The following is a 17081-nucleotide window of genomic DNA, read 5'->3' as shown; positions in this document are numbered from 1 at the left end:
GGCTCTCACGGACGGGCGGCGACACGCGTCCCGGCGGCCCTGCGCCGGACCGCGGCCCGGAACCACGCGGCATCCGGCAACCGCGCGAGGAACGTGCCGGCCACGATCGTGAGGAGCACGTACCCGGTCGCGAGGGGGGCCAGTGCGGGTTCGATGCCGGCGCCGATCGCGAGGCCCGCGATCACGATCGAGAACTCACCGCGCGGGGCGAGCACGAGGCCCGCTCGCCACTGGCCGAGCGTGCCGACGCCCGCCCGCCGCGCCGCGTACGAACCCGACACGAGCTTCGTCAGGATCGTCACCAGGGCGAGAGCGGCCGCGGCCGGCATCATCGACAGGATCGCCGACGAGTCGGTCGTCAACCCGAAGAAGACGAAGAACATCGCCGCGAACAGGTCGCGGAGGGGCGTGAGCACCGCGCTCGCGTTCGCCGCGACGCGCCCGGAGAGCGCGATGCCGACGAGGAAGGCGCCGACCGCGGCCGAGACGTTCACCTCCTGCGCGACCCCCGCGACGAGCATGACGAGCCCGAGCACGCCGAGCAGCAGCGGTTCGGCGTGCTCGGCGGGGAACAGGCGCGAGACGATGTGGCCGTGGCGGAGCGCGACGAGCAGGATCACGAGCACGACGGCGACGGCGATCGCGACCGCGACGGCGCCCTGCAGGAGGCTCACGCCGATCACGAGCGCCGAGAGGACCGGCAGGTAGAACGCCATCGCGAGGTCCTCGAGCACGAGGATCGCGAGCACCGACGGCGTCTCGCGGTTCGACAGGCGGCCGAGGTCGCGCAGGAGCTTCGCGACCACTCCCGATGAGGAGATCCAGGTGACGCCCGCGAGGGCGACGGCGGCGATCGGACCCCAGCCCAGCAGCAGGGCCATGGCGGCGCCCGGCAGGGCATTCAGCACGGCGTCGACGATGCCGGCGGTGCGAGACGACTTCAGCCCGGTCACGAGCTCCTGCGCGGTGTACTCGAGTCCGAGCAACGCGAGCAGCAGGATGACCCCGATCTCCGCGCCGGTGGCGAAGAACTCCTCGCTGGCCTCGAGCGGGAGCAGCCCGCCGTTGCCGAAGGCGAGTCCGAGCAGCAGGTAGAACGGGATGGGCGAGATGCCGAGGCGGAGGGACAGGCGCCCGAGGAGGCTCATGCCGAGGAGCAGCGCGCCGACTTCGATGAGGAGCAGCGTGGTCTCGTGCATCCCGTGACCCGCGTCAGTCGGGGCCGTGTGCGAGCAGGCGGGCGACCCCGTCGAGTCCCTTGCGCGTGCCGACCGCGACGATCACGTCACCCGCGCGGAGGACGTCGGAGGGTGTCGGCGAGGGGATGAGCTGTCCGTCGCGGACGATCGCGACGATCGACGAGTGCGTGCGCGTGCGCGCCTTGGTGTCGCCGAGCGGGTGGTTGAGGAAGGGGGAGTCCGTCGGCAGCGCGATCTGCTCGGTGAACAGTCCCGCGGTCTCGTCGGACAGGCTGGTCAGGCGCGACATCATGACCGACGCGCCGAGCACGTCGGCGAGCGCGGCGGCCTCGTCGTCGCTCAGGGGGATGGAGTCGCGGCAGGCGTCGGGATCGTCCTCGTCGAACACGCCGAGGTCGCGTTCGCCGTCCCGGTGCGACACCACGCTGATGCGCCGCCCGCCTTCGGTCACGAGGTCGTGGCGGAAGCCGATCCCGGGCAGGTCGACCTTCTCGATGCGAATACCCACGCCCGACATGCTAACCCCGCGCGGGCACGTGTCGGCTGAGGAACACCCAGCAGCGCCGGAGGGGTGGTCAGGCGGCCGCCGGCGCGGCGCCGGCGCGGGTGGTCATCACGAGCACCGGCGTTCCGCCGTCGTCGTCGAGCGCGAAGGACACGCGGATGCCGCCGAGCTCGCCGAGCGAGTCGGCGTGCGTGCCTCCGCACGGGATGCGGGCCGACCCGCCGGGCAGTTCGCAGACCCACGATCGCCGATCGGTGAGGTGCTCGCCCACGCGCTCGATGCGCACCCGCGCGTCGGCGGCGACCCATTCGGCGAGCACGTCGTCGACGGATGCCGCGAGCTCGTCGAGACCGCCGGCGAGCCCGTTCGCATCGAATCCGGCACGGCGCAGCGACTTGTTCAGTCGATATCGGTCGACCGACCCGCCGGGCTCGATCCGCGACGTCGCGATCGCGATACCGTCGAAGTCCGGCGAGCCGAGGGCGTCCTCGCGGGCCGCCTTGGTCCACCTGCCGGCGATCGCCCGGTTGAGCGCGAGCGCGGCGGCATGGCAGGCGGTGTGGCCCGCCGAGAGCGCGCGGCGCGTGGCGACATCCGCTTCGAGCTCGACCTCGTCGCCCTCGCCGATGCCCGCGTCGCCGTCGACGAGGTGCGCGACGAGGAAGGCCCAGCCCGCGGTTCCGGTGCGTACCGGCAGGTCGCCGATGTGGAGCGCGTCGCCGTCGGTCGCGGCGACGACCGCGTCGCGAATGGCGTACTCGCGCCCGTCGACGCGGAGCACGCCGGAGTCGGCGGGCTGGTCGGGCCACGCGTGGTCGACCGGATGGATGCTCGTCCGGTCGGTGAACACGGCGAGCCGGTCGGCGTGGGGTGCGACGTGCAGGACGGTCGCGGTGGCGGTGAGGTCCCCGACGGGGAAGGCGACGATGGTGTCCTCGTCGGGCAGCGCCATCAGACCCCGCTCTCGCGGTGGCCCAGGATCTGGACCGGCACGGCCATCGCCGCGGCGACGGCGAGGATGCCGCCGAAGAACACGAGGGCCTGGAACCCGGCGACCTGGTCGGCGATGCCCATGAGCCAGAGGCCGAACAGGAAGATCGCCATCGTGATGATGTAGGGGAACGCGCTCACGGAACCTCCTCGGGTGGATGCGGCCGGTGCCGCGGCGCCAGTCTATCCATCGGCGGGGGCCGGCCGCGGGGGTCTTCAGTCCCGCGGCGGTCCGAGCCGGGCGGTGGCGATCGCGCCGAGCGCGGCGTCGTCGCTCGACGGGTGGAACGCGCCCGCGATCACGTCGCGCTGGAGGCGTCCGAGCTCGTCGCCCGCGAAGAAGGTGCGGCCGCCCGCGACCCGCACGGCGCGGTCGACGACCTCGCGCGCCGCCTCGACGGCGCGCATCTTGAGGCCGGACGGCCGGGCGAACCGCGACGCTCCGAGGTCGACGCCGTCCGCGACGTCGCGCGCGAGCGCGAACAGCTGCGGCTCGATCGCGTCGAGCCGCGAGGCGGCCTCGGCGATGCGACGGCGCACGTCGGGGTCCTCCGACCTGGGCGCGCCGGTCTTCCGCGACACGCGCTCCGTCGCCGATGCGACGGCGAGGTCGAGGGCGCGCGAGGCGAGGCCGGCGTAGACCGACGAGATGAGCAGCTCGAAGCACGCGAAGATCGCGTACGCGAACGCGTCGTCGGTCGGGCCCGGGTCGAGGCGGCGCACGATCCGATCGGGCGCCGCGACCGCACCGTCGAGCACGGTCGTGCGGCTCTGCGTGGCGCGCATGCCGAGCGTGTCCCAGTCGTCGAGCGTGCGCACGTCCGGATCGTCTCGGTCGATGAAGCCGTAGACCAGCTTCGGGGCGTCATCCGACCGGGTGTCGAGCCCGTGCACCCCCAGCCGGGTCCAGGCGGGGGAGAGCGACGTGAAGATCTTCCGGCCGGTGTACCGGATCGCGCCGTCGGGCTGCGGGTCGGCGACCGTGTCGGACCCGAAGAGCATGAGGTCGTTGCCGGCCTCGGAGATGCCGAACGCGAACACCTCGCCGTCCGCCGCCTCCCGCAGCAGGAACGCCAGCGAGTCGTCGTCGCGGTCGTGGAGCACACGTGCGACGCTCGTCCAGACGAGGTGCATGTTCACCCCGAGCGCGGTGGCGGGCGCCGCCGACGCGAGCCGCATCTGCGCGCGGACCAGATCGGGCAGGTCCCAGCCGAGTCCGCCGATGTCGGCGGGGACGACGGCGCCGAGGTAGCCGGCGTCGCGCAGCTCGGCGAGGTCCTCGGCGAAGAACGCGTTCTCCCGGTCGTACCGGGCGGCGCGCTCGCGGAACCTCGCGAGCAGGGCGTCGTCGAGCAGGCTCTCCGGCGTCGGATTCGGCGTGGTCGTCGGCACGCCGCCAGCCTACGCGCGGTCGCCCGCTCGTTCGCGATCGCCTGAACCGGCACCTCCGTGGGGCTGCCCGCCGTGCCCGCGACGCCGTGCCTGTACCGCGAGCAGGACGATGCCGGTCACGATCCCGCCGAGGACGAGCGCGGCGGCGAGCCACGGCAGCAGCACGCCGGCGATCACGAGCAGCGCTGAGGCGAATCCGACGAGCGCGTCCCAGCCGGCCGCGACCCCGCTCCAGAAGTCGTCCGGCCCGGCATCGGGCGCGATGCCCTCCGACAGCAGCTCGACCGTGAGGGTCGAGTAGTCGACCTGGTCGACGAGCCAGTCGCGTTGCGCGGTGAGGCTGTCGAGCTCGGCCTGCCGGGTCGTGAGCTCCGACTCGATCGCGATGAGGTCGGCGGTGTCGTCGGCCTCGGCGAGCAGCGCCAGCAGCCGGTCGACGGATGCCTGCAGCGCATCGATCCGCGCGTCGAGGTCCTGTCGCTGCTGCGTCACGTCGGAGGCGTCGAGCTGCACCGAGTCGACCTCGCCGAGCTCGCGCAGGTCGGTGAGCACGTCGTCGAAGTCCTGCGCGGGTATGCGCACGACGAGCGTCGCCCGCGCCTGCTGCGTGTCGGTGCCGGGCGTCTCGCTCCGGCTCTCGATGCGGCCGTCGGCGCGGTCCACGATTCCGGCGACCTCCTCCGCCGACTCGACCGGGTCGTCGACGGTGACGGCCAGCCATCCGGTGGTGACGACGCTGCGCTCGTCGGGCGCCTCGATGAGCCGGTCCTCGCCGAACTGCTCCTCATCGCGCGGGGCGACGCCCCCGTCATCGGCGGGGGCCTCGACGCCGATGTCCGGCTGCGCGACCTCGCCGGAGTCGGTGCCCGACGAGCCGAAGCTGCATCCGCTGAGCAGCAGGACGGACAGCGCGGCGGATACCGCGAGGATGGCGCGTCGACGGGTCATGCGGTCACGGTACCCCCGCGTCGCGACGCGCCGTCTGGGGGCGGCCTGCGAGTCGGGTCACGATCGGGTTGCGCTTCGCCGTGCGTCCGGCGGAGGGGGTCAGGCGGACGGCAGGTCGCCGTAGAACTGGCCGTGGTAGCCGAGCAGCACGGGATGCGGCAGCTGGGCGCGCGCGACCTCGGTGAAGGATGCCGCGTCGAGGACCAGCAGGTAGGACGTCCCGCGCGCGGCGTCGAGCACGACTGACAGGACGACGCCGTCGTCCTCGGCCTCGCGGCCGGGCCGTCCGACGAAGACGCCCTCACCGGGGAAGCAGTCCGGCTCATGCCAGGTCGTCGTCGCGCCCGTGGCGACGTCGATCTTGACCAGCTGGTCGTAGAATCCGCGATCGCCTCGCACGCCCACGCCGTACACGAAGCGCAGGCGGGCACTGGTGTTGAGCCTGGCGTAGTCGATGTTGGGAAGCTCGACACCGGTCGGCGAGAGCTCCTCCGCCCGGAGACGCCCTCCGGGGCCGGTGAGCGGGATGCGGAGCCGGCGCAGGGTTCCCGGCGGTATCCGCACGTCGGGCTCGGAGAGCCGGTGGAGGTAGAACGACTCGATGACGGACGCGTCGTCGTAGGCGACGAGGTCGACGACGACCGAACCGTCCTCGTCGTCGTAGGCGTTGACGTGGTGGAACGCGAAGAACGGATCCGCGGTGACGGATCGCACGTGCTCCCCGCTCTCGCGGTCGAACACATGGACCCGGGTGCCCCGCGAGGGCTTCCACCGGAAGTTCTCGATGTACGGGCGAAGCCACAGCAGGAGCGAGATCGGGTTGACCACGAGCGGGAACTCGACCAGCAGCAGGTACCGCTCCGACATGCCGAAGGAGTGGATGTACGACGGCTCGCGCACGGTGCGCGACGCGATGCTCTCGCCCTGCAGCAGCCCGGGATCGCGGGTGTCGACCCGGCGGAAGACGTAGTTGCTCACGGCGCCGTACCGCGTGACGAGGTTGATCGCCTCGTGGCGGGCCTCGTCGAGGTGCGGGTGGACCGTGGTCATCCTCCCGAAGTTCGAGGTGTCCCATCCGGTCACGCCCACGGTGCGGAGCGTCTCGGGATCGAACTCGACCTGGATGGGCGTCTCTGCGAGGGCGAGGTAGTGCTCGGCGACGCGCGCGATGTTGACCTTCGCGCTGTCGGTCACCTGGGGGTCGAAGACCGCCATCGCGCGCGCGAACATCGACCGGCACGGGTCGGTGGCGAACTCGGGGTACGCGATGCGGCCCTCGTCGCGCGCGGCGCGGTACGACTCGGTCTCCAGGAAGCGGTTGGCGTACGAGACCCGGCCCTCGTTGATCGTGAACCGATGCAGCATCGCGAGCCCGTCGAACCAGTGGCGATACCGCTGCGAGCCGACCTGGAAGCTGCCCGGCCCGTTGCGGAGCAGCGATCCGGTCAGCCACTGCGGGAGTTCGCCCTGGACCGGGACCTCGTCGATGGCGACCTCGGGGCTCTCCCCGAATCCGTGGATCGCGTGGTTCGCCGTCATCGGGCACCCGCGTTCACCGGCGAGTCGTTCGCCGCGGCCCGGGCGGGCCTCGGTCGAGCGATCCGGCGCCGTTCGATGAGGTCCGCCGCGATCTTCCCTGACGCCAGCACCGCCGGGACGCCGGCCCCGGGATGCGTGCCCGCGCCCACCAGGTAGAGGCCCTCGACGCGCGGTGCTCGATTGTGCGGACGGAACCATCCCGATTGGAAGAGGGTCGGCTGCAGTGAGAACGCCGCCCCGCGGGGGGTGTTCAGCACATCGCGGAAGTGGCCGGGGCCGATCGCGTGCTCGACGACCAGGTGATGCGCGAGCCCGGGCAGGTAGCGACGGTCCAGCACCTCGACCACGAGGTCGCGGATGCGGCGCGCGGCGGCCTCGGACACCTCGTCGCCCTCCTCCAGCGGGGGAGCGGCGACGAGCACGTACATCGCCTCGCATCCCTCGGGTGCGACGGACGGGTCGGTGCGAGTGGGAAGGTGCACGTAGAGGAAGAGGTCGTCGGCGCTCAGCGGCTCGGCCGTCTTCGCGCGAGCCCGCTTCGAGCGGGCGAAGACCCGGTCGAGGACGCGACGGGTCTCACCGGTCAGCAGGAGGTTGTGGTGGGCGAGCGGAGTCGCCGGCCAGGTCCGGTCCGCGCCGAAGTACAGCACGTGCAGGGACATACTGGGCCTCGCCGCCCGAAGCCGACGGGCCGCGAGTCCGGTCGCGGGGCCGAGCAGCCGATCGTAGGTGTGCGCCGGATCGGCGTTGGAGACGACGACCTCGGCGTCCCGCTCGCTGCCGTCCTCGAGGCGGACCCCGACGGCGCGGCCGGCCCGCACGAGGATCCGCTCCACCGCGACCCCGCACTCGATGCGTCCGCCCAACCGCTCGAGCAGGGATCCGAGCGCATCGACGATCGCCGCCGTTCCGCCGACGGCGTAGTGCACGCCCCAACGGCGTTCGAACTCGACGATGAGGGAGTACAGGGCGGGCGTCCGGGCGGGATGCCCGCCGATGAGGAGCGGATGGAACGCCAGCGCGCGTCGCAGGAAGGGATCGCCGATGCAGCCGTCGACGAGGCGCTGGACGCCCAGGGCCGCACGATGACGCAGCAGGAAGGGCAGCATCCGCATCATCACGTGCAGCTGCATCATCGGGCGCTCCGTGTAGGGGTAGAAGGCGTCGAAGATCCGGCTGATGCGTCCGCTCAGGCGGGCGTACCCCCGTTCGTCGGAGGGGCTGCGTCGCGCGACCTCCTGCTGCATCATGGCGGCGTCCGCGTGGAAGTCGAAGTGCGTGCCGTCCTGATCGAACGCTCGGTAGAAGGGATCCAGCGGGACGAGCCGCACGTGGTCCTCGAGCCGCTCGCCGGCGAGCGCGAACAGCTCCTCGAACATGAACGGCGCGGTGAGCACCGTCGGGCCGCCGTCGAAGCGGAATCCGTCGAGCTCGTACAGGTACGCGCGCCCGCCGATGCGTTCGCGCTTCTCGAGCACCGTGACCTCGTGACCCGCGGCGGCGAGCCGGATCGCCGCGGCCAGACCACCGAACCCGCTCCCGATGACGACCGCCCGCATGGGGGCACCCTAACCGACGCGCTGTGAAGCGGCCTTGAAACGAGCGCCGGATCAGTCGTGATCGGGGTCGCGGCCCGTGCGCTCGCCGGATTCGAGGGTCGCGATCGCGGCGACATCCGTGTCGTCGAGCCGGAACGAGAACACGTCGAGGTTCTCGGCGATGCGCTCGGGGCTCGAGGCCTTGGGGATCACGATCGTGCCCTGCATGACGTGCCAGGCCAGCACGACCTGCGCGACCGACCTCCCGTGCTTCGCGGCGACGGGCTCGAGCACCGGGTCGCCGAGCAGGCGCCCGCGCGCGAGCGGCGACCACGCCTCGGTGCGGACGCCGAGGCGCTCGTGCGCCGCGCGCAGCTCGCGCTGCGGCAGCCAGGGGTGCAGCTCGACCTGGTTCACCACTGGCGCGACGCCCGTCTCGTCGAGGAGTCGCTCGAGGTGGTGCGCGTGGAAGTTCGAGACGCCGATCGACGACACCCGCTCCTCGTCGCGAAGCCGGATGAGCGCGCGCCAGGTGTCGACGTAGCGATCCCTCGAGGGCACGGGCCAGTGGATGAGGTACAGGTCGAGCCGGTCGAGGCCGACGCGCTCCATCGAGTCGTCGAACGCGCGCAGGGTCTCGTCGTAGCCGTGGTCGTCGTTCCAGACCTTGCTCGTCACGAACACCTCGTCGCGCGGCAGGCCGCACCCGCGCACGGCGGCGCCGGCCTCGGCCTCGTTGCCGTACAGCGCGGCCGTGTCGAGGTGACGGTATCCGAGCCCGATCGCGTCCGACGCGATCCTCGTGGCATCCGCTGCCGGAACCTTGTACATGCCGTAGCCGACCTGCGGGATGCTGCGCCCGTCGGCGAGCCGGATCATCGGTGCGAGGGGCGGATGCGGCATCCGTTCACCTTTCGTCTCGTGGTCGCCGGGCACGGCGGGCGGTCAGGTCGGGGTGATGGCCACCGGTTCGGTGTCGGGGATGGGGCTCGCGTCGCGGCCGCGCAGGTCGGGGTGCCAGCGGCGTGCCAGCGCGGGCACGAGGAAGCCGAGGAACGCGAGCACGCCTGCCGCCCAGAACGCGCCGACCGCGTCGTAGCCGTCGATGAGGAAACCGGCGAGCGCCGAGCCGAGCGCGGCGCCGATGAGCTGTCCGGTGCCGACCCAGCCGTACGCCTCGGCCGTGTCGGAGAACTTCACGCTCGCCGACACGATGGCGAACAGCACCGCGAGCGCCGGTGCGATGCCGATGCCGGCGATGAACAGCGTGATCGCGAGCCACCAGAAGTCCATCGAGAACGCGGCCAGCACGGTGCCGAAGAACACGATGAACATGCGACGTGCGGTCGACCAGGGATTGATCGGCGCGTGGCCGAACCCGAGTCCGCCGGCGAGGCTGCCGATCGAGAAGATCGCGAGCACGATGCCGGCCTCGGCGCCGTCGTGCCCGAACGCGGCGACCACGCCGGCCTCGATCGCGGCGCACGCGCCGATGAGCAGGAAGCCGACGATCGTGGCGAGCATCACGGGCGGGCGCCTGAGTACCGTGCCGAACGCGCGCTTCGAGCGCGGGATGCGCACCCGGCCGAGCTCGGGCGACGAGATGAACCAGATGCCGCCGACGACCATGAGCGCCGCGGCGAGCAGGATGCCCCAGGCCGTGCCGATCTGCGTCGAGACGAACGCGGTGACGACCGGTCCGACGACCCAGATGATCTCCTGCGCCGACGCGTCGAGCGAGAACAGCGGGGTGAGCTGCCGGGAGTTCACCATCTTCGGGTAGATCGTGCGGACGGCGGGCTGGACGGGCGGGGTCGCGAGCCCGCAGGCGAGGCCGATGAGCATGTACATCGGCACGGTGAGCGGCAGCACGCCGATGGCGACGACGGATGCCACGCACACGACGAGCGTCGAGATGAGCACCGGGCGCATGCCGAGGCGGCCCATGAGCCGGCTCGTGAGCGGACCCGCGACGGCCTGGCCGATCGAGGTCGCGGCGAGCACGAGTCCCGCGGCGCCGTACGACCCGGTCTGCTGCTCGACGTGCAGCAGGAACGCGAGCGAGAGCATGCCCGACGGGAACCGTGCGGTCAGCTGGGCGGCGATGATGCGCGCGACGCCCTGGGTCTTGAGCAGGTCGGAGTAGCTGGCCACGGTGGCTCGATCCTATCGGCGCGAACAGTGTTCGTATGGCTCGCCTGTCGCATCATTCTGGACATATATAAAGCGAGAGTGATAGGATGTCGCCGTGCACGCGTTCGACGTCCTCGGCGACCCGGTGCGGCGCCGCATCCTCGACCTGCTGGCCGAGGGAGAGCGGCCCGCGGGGTCGGTCGTCGACGTCGTCGCGGAGGAGTTCGGCATCACCCAGCCCGCGGTGTCCCGGCACCTGCGCATCCTGCGCGAGCAGGGGTTCGCGACGGTGCGGGCCGAGGGAGCTCGCCGCATCTACGCGCTCGAGCGGGCGGGGGTCGACGAGGCATCCGCCGAACTCGATCGCTACCGGCGGCTCTGGCCGCAGCGGCTCGACGCGCTGCACACCGAGATCGCGCGCGGACGGCGCGCCCGACGGAAGGACGCCTGATGGCTGTGACCGGCGACATCCTGCCCGACGAGCCGGGCTTCGAGCTGCGGTTCGAGGAGGTCTACGACACCGACCCCGACGACCTGTGGCAGGCGATCACCACGCCCGAGCGGCTCGTCCGCTGGATGGCCGCCTACCACGGCGACTTCCGCCTCGGCGGGCACTGGCAGGTGCTCACCCCCGCCGGCGACGTGTATTGCGACGGGGAGGTCACGACGTGCGACCGGCCGCGCGGCTTCACCACCACGTGGACCGTCGTCGGCGAACCGCCGACGCTGCTCACCGTGCGGCTCGAGCCGGTCGACGGCGACCGGACGCGGCTGCGCCTGCGGCACGAGCACGTCACGCGCCCCGACTACGGCCCCGGTTGGCACACCTACCTCGAGAGCCTCGCCTGGCACCTCGCCGAGCCCGCTGCCCCGAAGGACCGCGACCGCTGGGACCGTCGCTTCGCCGAACTCGAGCCCGGCTACGCCGAGCGCCTCGCCCGACTCGCGCCGCCGGCGTCCTGACCGTCAGCGCAGGTAGTGGGCACCGAGTCGGTCCCCGACCTTCTCGCCCGCGATGGGTGCTGCCTTCCCGGCCCCGTTCACCGAGCCCGTCGACATCGCGTACGTGAGGATCGCGTGCGCGGCGGCATCCGACATCTCGTCGAGCGCCTGGCTGTTCACGTTGGTGATGATGCCGCGGTATTCGAGCGCGCCCCCGTATGCGACGTTCAGCGCCTGGTACAGCGCGGCGTTCGCGCCGTCGCCCACCGGGTCCATGCTGTCGCAGGCCTGGTGGTAGCACGGGTCGTACGACACCGAGGCTCCCTCGAATGTCGCGAGGCCGCCGTAGTCCGCGACCTGGTCAGCCGTCTTGGCGTCCTCGGCGCCCGTGAACAGGCCGCCGGCCGGGATACCGGCAGTGATGAACGCGTCGTAGTCGGAGCGCCCGTCGAACGCCGTCGGCTCCGACGCCAGCCCCTGGGATTCGAAGTAGTCCTCGAAGACCCCCTCGATGGCGCCGCTGCCGCTCGGACCCCGTATGCCGAACGCCGAGCCGTCGCCGTCGTAGACGAATCGCACGAAGTTCGGAGATCCGATCATGTCGAAGTTGAGGTACAGCTCGATGTCCTTGAGCTCCCGCTTCGACAGCGAGTCGACGTAGTACTGCGACCCGACGAGGCCGGCCTCCTCGGCGCCCCACCACGCGAAGCGGACCTTGTTCCTCGGTTCGACCTCGAGCTCGTCGAGCTGGAGCGCGATCTCCAGCAGGGCGGCCGAGCCGGTGCCGTTGTCCTCGATGCCCGGTCCCTCGGCAACCGAGTCGAGGTGGGCCCCGGCCATGACCACGCGGTCGTCGCGCCCGGTCGGGGTCTCAGCGATCAGGTTCTGCGTCGGGACGTTGAGAGAGATCAGCGTGTCGGTCATCAGGCGGATGCTGACCGGGCCGCTCGCGAGGAGCGCGGCGAGCTCGTCACCGATCGCGAACGACGTGCCGACGACGGGGATCGGGTCGCCGAACTGGTCACCGAGGGTGGCGCTCAGGGTCTCCTGGCGGCCCTCCTGACCCTCGTTGAAGATGACCACGCCCACCGCGCCGGCGTCGAAGGCGTTCGCGGCCTTCACCGCGAAGTCGCAGGTTCCGCGCTGGACGAGGGCGATGTTGCCGGCCGTGAAGCCGGTGAAGTCGGCTGCTTCGCAGCCGCTCGTGGATGTGTTCGCGTCGGCGCCGGGCGGGAGCGAGAGGTCGACGGCCTGGAGCGGCGCGGTGATCTCGCCGCTGCCCGAGTACTCGGCCGTGTAGAAGTCCACGCCCGGCGTGTAGGTGACGGGGTTCGGCGACACCCGCTCGAACACCGGGTCCGAGAGCTCGCGGAACGAGTTGAACTCGAAGTCCTGGATGGTCACGTCGTAGCCGGCGGTCTCGAGCAGTGCGGAGAGATGCTCGATCGAATCGTCGTACCCGCCGGTACCGCTGGCGCGCGTGCCGCCATTCGCGTCGGCGATGTCCTGGAACTCGGCGAGGTGGTCCATGATCGCCCCGGCCGTCACCGCCTCGCGCAACTCGCTCGTGTCAGCCGGGACGGCGGCGTTGGCGGTGGAGGTGGTGAGCGCGACCAGCGCGGTCGCCGCGACGATGCCGAAACCCAGGCGATACTGCTTCACGATGTCTCCCTGCGACGCTGCAGGTCCGGGGGATGTGTCGTCGGCCCGAGCGAGTCGGGTCTCGGCGGCACCACCGGACTGAGGATCACTCTTCTCCCGCACGGCCGCGCAGGTCAACCCCCGGCCGCCGTCGCCGCTCGGTCGCCTACTCGGCCAGCGCCTTGACGATGCGCTTGACCGACACCGTCTCGGCCGTGCGGAGTTCCTGCGCGAACAGCCCGACCCGCAGTTCCTCGAGCAGCCAGCGCACCCGCACGAGCCGCGGGTCGGCCTCGGGGTCGATCGGCAGCGTGCCGCCGGCCTTCTCGTAGGCCGTGCGCGCCTGGTCGAACTCCGTGAGCCACTGCCGCTCGCGGCCCGGGTTCTCCTGCATGCGACGCACGCGCACCGTGATCGCCTCGAGGTACCGCGGCAGGTGCCGCAGCTGCTCGAGCCCGGTCGCCGAGACGAAGCCGGATGGCACGAGCGCCTCGAGCTGCGACCGCGCATCGGCGAGCGCCGACATGAGCTGGAGGCTCGACGCCTTCGAGATCGCCCGGTCGGCGTCGCGAGCGGCGACGAGGATCTTCGACACGAGCGACACCGTCTCGAACATCCGGTCCATGACGTTCGCCGAGACCACGTCGCGCACGACCTCGAACTCGGCGCGCGTGCGCACGATCCCGTCGGCGTGCCGAGCGCGCAGCTCGGCGTCGACGACCGCGGCGAGGCAGTCGTCGAGCAGCGCGCGCGGCCCGGCGTACGCGCTCGATGCGAGGGCGAGCTTCTCCTGGTTCGACAGGTGCTCCTGCACGTAGGCGACCGGCGACGGCGTGGCGAGCATGAGCAGGCGACGGATGCCGCGGCGCGACGCCCGGTCGCGCTCCTCCGCGGTCGGCACGAGCCGGAGTGCGACCGATGCACCCTCATCGACGAGGGCGGGGTACGCGCGGACCACGTTGCCCGCCTGCCGCGTGTCGACGTGCTCCGGGAGTGCGTCCCATTGCCACGACGTCACGCCGGCCCGCTCGGCGAATGCGGCCGTCGCAGGTCGAGGGTCTCGAGACGCGCGCTCCTCGACCCCCACGGGCTGGGCGCGGTGGTTGCGAGACGCGCGCTCCTCGCCGCGCGCGCCGTCGGCGAAGGTCGACGCGACCGCGCGGCTCGCACGGTCGGCCAACCGGGACTGCAGCGCCCCGAGTGCCTTGTCGTCGCCGACCGTCCGCCCGCGCTCGTCGACCGCGCGGAACGTCACGCGCAGGTGCGGCGGAAGCCGGTCGAGGTCGAAGTCCTCAGCCGTGACGGGCGCGTAGGTGAGGCGCTTGATCACGCCCGCCACCGCCTCGGCGAACGGCGGCCGTGCCTCGCCCGACTCGGGCCCGGCCGGGAGCTCGGCGGCGATCTTCGCCGCCCACTCGGCCGCGGGCACGACCTGGCGGCGCAGCACCTTGGGCAGCGTCCGGAGCATCGCGGTGATGAGCTCGTCGCGGAGGCCCGGCACCTGCCAGTCGAACCCGGTCGGGTCGAGTCGGGGCAGCAGCACGAGCGGCACGAGCACCGTCACGCCGTCGTCGTCCGCGCCAGGTTCGAACCGGTACCGCAGCTTCAGCGTCTGGTCGGCCTGGCTCCAGCGGTCGGGGAACCCGCCGTCGGTCGAGATCTCGTCCTCGCCGACGAGGTCGGCCGTGGTCATCGTCAACAGGTCGGGGGACCGGCGGTGCTCGCCGCGCCACCAGCGCTCGAACGCGCGGGCGTCCGTGGCATCCGCCGGCAGTCGCTGCTCGTAGAACGCGACGACCGCCTCGTCGCCGCCGAGCACGTCGCGGCGGCGCGTGCGCTCCTCGAGCTCGCCGAGCTCGCGGCGCAGCTCGCGGTTGCGGCGGATGAACGCGTAGACGCGCTTGTCGAGCCGGTTCCAGTCCCAGTCCTCCTCGACGAGGGCGTGCCGGATGAACAGCTCGCGCGCGAGCCCGGCGTCGACGCGCGCCAGCTGGATGCGCCGCTTCGGCACGATCGGCATGCCGAACAGCGTCACCTTCTCGTCCGCGACGGCCGACCCCTGGCGGCGCTCCCACCTCGGCTCGGAGTACGACCGCTTCGCGAGCGGGCCGGCGAGCTGCTCGGCCCACGCCGGGTCGATCGCCGCCGCGGTGCGCGCGAAGAGCCGGCTCGTCTCGACGAGCTCGGCGGCCATGATCGCGGCGGGCGGCTTCTTCGCGAGCGCCGAACCGGGAAAGACCACGAATCTCGCGTTCCGCGCCCCCACGAACTCCGCCTGCGCCCGCCGGCCGCGACGTTCTGCCTCGCGCTGCCCGCCAGCGCCGCCGCGCCCGCTCGAGGTCCGGCTGTCGTCGCGGATGCCGATCTGCGACAGCAGCCCGGAGAGCAGCGACCGGTGGATGCCGTCGGGGTTCGGCGCGCCGGCCTCCTTCGCGACGTGCAGGCCGAGGGGCTTGGCGAGCCGCACGAGCTGGCGGACCAGGTCCTGCCACTCGCGCACGCGCAGGTAGTTCAGGAACTCGCTGCGGCACATGCGGCGGAACGCGCTGCCGGACAGCTCGCGCTGCTGTGCCTCGAGGTGGTTCCAGAGGTTCAGCAGCGTCAGGAAGTCGCTCGTCGGGTCGACGAACCGCGCGTGCATCGCGTCGGCCTGCTCGCGCCGCTCGAGCGGTCGCTCGCGCGGGTCCTGGATCGTGAGGCCCGCGACGATCGCGAGCACCTCGCGGCTCACGCCCTGCGCCTTCGACTCGAGCACCATGCGCGCGAACCGCGGCTCGATCGGCAGTCGCGCGAGCTGTCGGCCGATCCGGGTGAGCTGCGGCCCGCGATCCGGTGATCGAGCGGCGCCCGGCGGAGCCGGACGCGTGTCGAGACCCGCGTCGTCGATCGCCCCGAGCTCACGCAGCAGGTCGAGGCCGTCACGGATGCCGCGGGCGTCGGACGGCGTCAGGAACGGGAACTCCTCGACCGCGCCCAGCCCGAGCGACGCCATCTGCAGGATGACGGCCGCGAGGTTCGTGCGCAGGATCTCCGGGTCGGTGAACTCCGGCCGCTTCCCGTAGTCCTCCTCGGAGTACAGCCGGATCGCGATGCCGTCGCTCGTCCGGCCCGACCGGCCGGAGCGCTGGTTCGCCGACGCCTGCGAGATCGGCTCGATCGGCAGGCGCTGCACCTTCGACCGCGCCGAGTACCGGCTGATGCGCGCCGTGCCGGCGTCGACGACGTAGCGGATGCCGGGCACCGTCAGGCTCGTCTCGGCGACGTTCGTCGCGAGCACGACCCGTCGACGCAACCCTGGGACCTTCGACGGCTCGAACACGCGGTGCTGGTCGGCCGACGACAGCCGGCCGTACAGCGGCAGCACCTCGGTGACGGATGCCGCGCCGCGCCGCTCCGCGTGCGCGCGCACCGCCTGCTCGGCATCCCGGATCTCGCTCTCGCCCGACAGGAACACGAGCACGTCGCCCGGCGCCTCCCGGCCCAGTTCGTCGAGCGCGTCGAGGATGCCCTGCTGCACGTCGCGGTCCTCGGCCGCCGCGCCCTCGTCGTCGTCATCCGCATCGGATCCCGCGGACTCGGCGACGAGCGGGCGGTAGCGGACCTCGACCGGGTAGGTGCGCCCGGACACCTCGATGACCGGGGCGGGCTCGCCCGCGGCATCCGAGAAGTGCGCCGCGAAGCTGTCGGGGTCGATCGTCGCGCTCGTGATGATCACGCGCAGGTCCGGGCGCCGGGGGAGGAGGCGCTTGAGGTAGCCGAGCAGGAAGTCGACGTTGAGGCTGCGCTCGTGCGCCTCGTCGATGATGATCGTGTCGTAGCGGCGCAGCTCCCGGTCGCGGTGGATCTCGTTCAGGAGGATGCCGTCGGTCATCACCTTGATGCGCGTCGACTCGCTCACGCGATCGGTGAAGCGCACCTGGTAGCCGACGAGCCCGCCGAGCTCGGTGCCGAGCTCCTCGGCGACGCGCTCGGCGATCGTGCGGGCGGCGAGCCGGCGCGGCTGCGTGTGCGCGATCGACTCGCGTCCCAGCTCGAGGCAGATCTTCGGCAGCTGCGTCGTCTTGCCCGAGCCGGTCGCCCCCGCGACGATGACGACCTGGTTGTCCCGGATGGCGCGCGCGATGTCGTCGCGACGACCGCTCACCGGCAGGTCGGCCGGGTAGGTGATCGCGGGGATCGTCAGGGGGGCGCGCTCGGACATCGGCCCTCCATCGTACGGTGGTCCCGCTCGGAGGCATCCCACTGGCGGGGACG

General features: G+C 72.1%; 14 protein-coding genes. 2 read left to right on the top strand and 12 right to left on the bottom strand.

Annotated elements, in window-relative coordinates; all coding sequences use genetic code 11:
* Positions 1-5 precede the first annotated feature (5 nt).
* The 10 genes from ACULK4_RS12730 to ACULK4_RS12685 form a co-directional block, all read right to left on the bottom strand.
* A complete protein-coding gene (locus ACULK4_RS12730; protein WP_445965959.1) occupies positions 6-1199 on the bottom strand; it encodes a cation:proton antiporter in 1194 nt (397 codons plus the stop codon).
* Between the two features lie 13 nt (positions 1200-1212).
* Entirely contained in the window at positions 1213-1707 is a 495-nt protein-coding gene (locus ACULK4_RS12725) for a cation:proton antiporter regulatory subunit (RefSeq protein WP_445965958.1), read from the bottom strand.
* Positions 1708-1774: 67 nt separating this feature from the next.
* Entirely contained in the window at positions 1775-2656 is an 882-nt protein-coding gene (locus ACULK4_RS12720; RefSeq protein WP_445965957.1) for an alanyl-tRNA editing protein, read from the bottom strand.
* Positions 2656-2835 carry a hypothetical protein gene (locus tag ACULK4_RS12715; protein ID WP_445965956.1) on the bottom strand — a complete coding sequence of 60 codons (180 nt, stop codon included), beginning with the start codon at positions 2833-2835 and terminating at the stop codon, positions 2656-2658. The genes ACULK4_RS12720 and ACULK4_RS12715 overlap by 1 nt, the downstream gene beginning before the upstream one ends.
* A 75-nt stretch (positions 2836-2910) precedes the next feature.
* Complete coding sequence (locus ACULK4_RS12710) at positions 2911-4086, bottom strand: acyl-CoA dehydrogenase family protein (RefSeq protein ID WP_445965955.1); 1176 nt, start codon at positions 4084-4086, stop codon at positions 2911-2913.
* Between the two features lie 9 nt (positions 4087-4095).
* Complete coding sequence (locus tag ACULK4_RS12705) at positions 4096-5034, bottom strand: DUF4349 domain-containing protein (RefSeq protein ID WP_445965954.1); 939 nt, start codon at positions 5032-5034, stop codon at positions 4096-4098.
* 99 nt (positions 5035-5133) lie between these two features.
* Positions 5134-6573, bottom strand: coding sequence for a carotenoid oxygenase family protein (locus ACULK4_RS12700; protein ID WP_445965953.1), 1440 nt, complete (start codon positions 6571-6573; stop codon positions 5134-5136).
* Positions 6570-8132, bottom strand: coding sequence for a phytoene desaturase family protein (gene crtI / locus ACULK4_RS12695; protein ID WP_445965952.1), 1563 nt, complete (start codon positions 8130-8132; stop codon positions 6570-6572). Before crtI ends, ACULK4_RS12700 begins: the two co-directional genes overlap by 4 nt.
* Positions 8133-8183: 51 nt before the next feature.
* The gene (locus ACULK4_RS12690) at positions 8184-9014 is read right to left on the bottom strand and encodes an aldo/keto reductase (RefSeq protein WP_445965951.1); all 831 of its coding nucleotides are present in this window, start codon (positions 9012-9014) and stop codon (positions 8184-8186) included.
* Between the two features lie 42 nt (positions 9015-9056).
* Entirely contained in the window at positions 9057-10265 is a 1209-nt protein-coding gene (locus ACULK4_RS12685; protein WP_445965950.1) for an MFS transporter, read from the bottom strand.
* 94 nt (positions 10266-10359) lie between these two features.
* On the opposite strand from ACULK4_RS12685, the gene ACULK4_RS12680 reads away from it, so the two are divergent.
* Positions 10360-10695 (top strand): ArsR/SmtB family transcription factor, encoded by a 336-nt coding sequence (locus ACULK4_RS12680; protein WP_445965949.1) that lies wholly within the window; start codon positions 10360-10362, stop codon positions 10693-10695.
* On the top strand, positions 10695-11207 hold the full coding sequence (locus ACULK4_RS12675; protein WP_445965948.1) for an SRPBCC domain-containing protein: 513 nt from the start codon (positions 10695-10697) through the stop codon (positions 11205-11207). Before ACULK4_RS12680 ends, ACULK4_RS12675 begins: the two co-directional genes overlap by 1 nt.
* A 3-nt stretch (positions 11208-11210) precedes the next feature.
* Here ACULK4_RS12675 and ACULK4_RS12670 read toward each other — a convergent pair whose 3' ends face one another.
* A complete protein-coding gene (locus ACULK4_RS12670) occupies positions 11211-12848 on the bottom strand; it encodes a M20/M25/M40 family metallo-hydrolase (protein ID WP_445965947.1) in 1638 nt (545 codons plus the stop codon).
* Positions 12849-12993: 145 nt separating this feature from the next.
* A complete protein-coding gene (hrpA, locus tag ACULK4_RS12665) occupies positions 12994-17028 on the bottom strand; it encodes an ATP-dependent RNA helicase HrpA (RefSeq protein ID WP_445965946.1) in 4035 nt (1344 codons plus the stop codon).
* Positions 17029-17081 lie beyond the last annotated feature (53 nt).

The sequence above is a fragment of the Agromyces selenitireducens genome (assembly GCF_052748465.2).
This window is presented reverse-complemented; position numbering and strand designations above follow the sequence as displayed.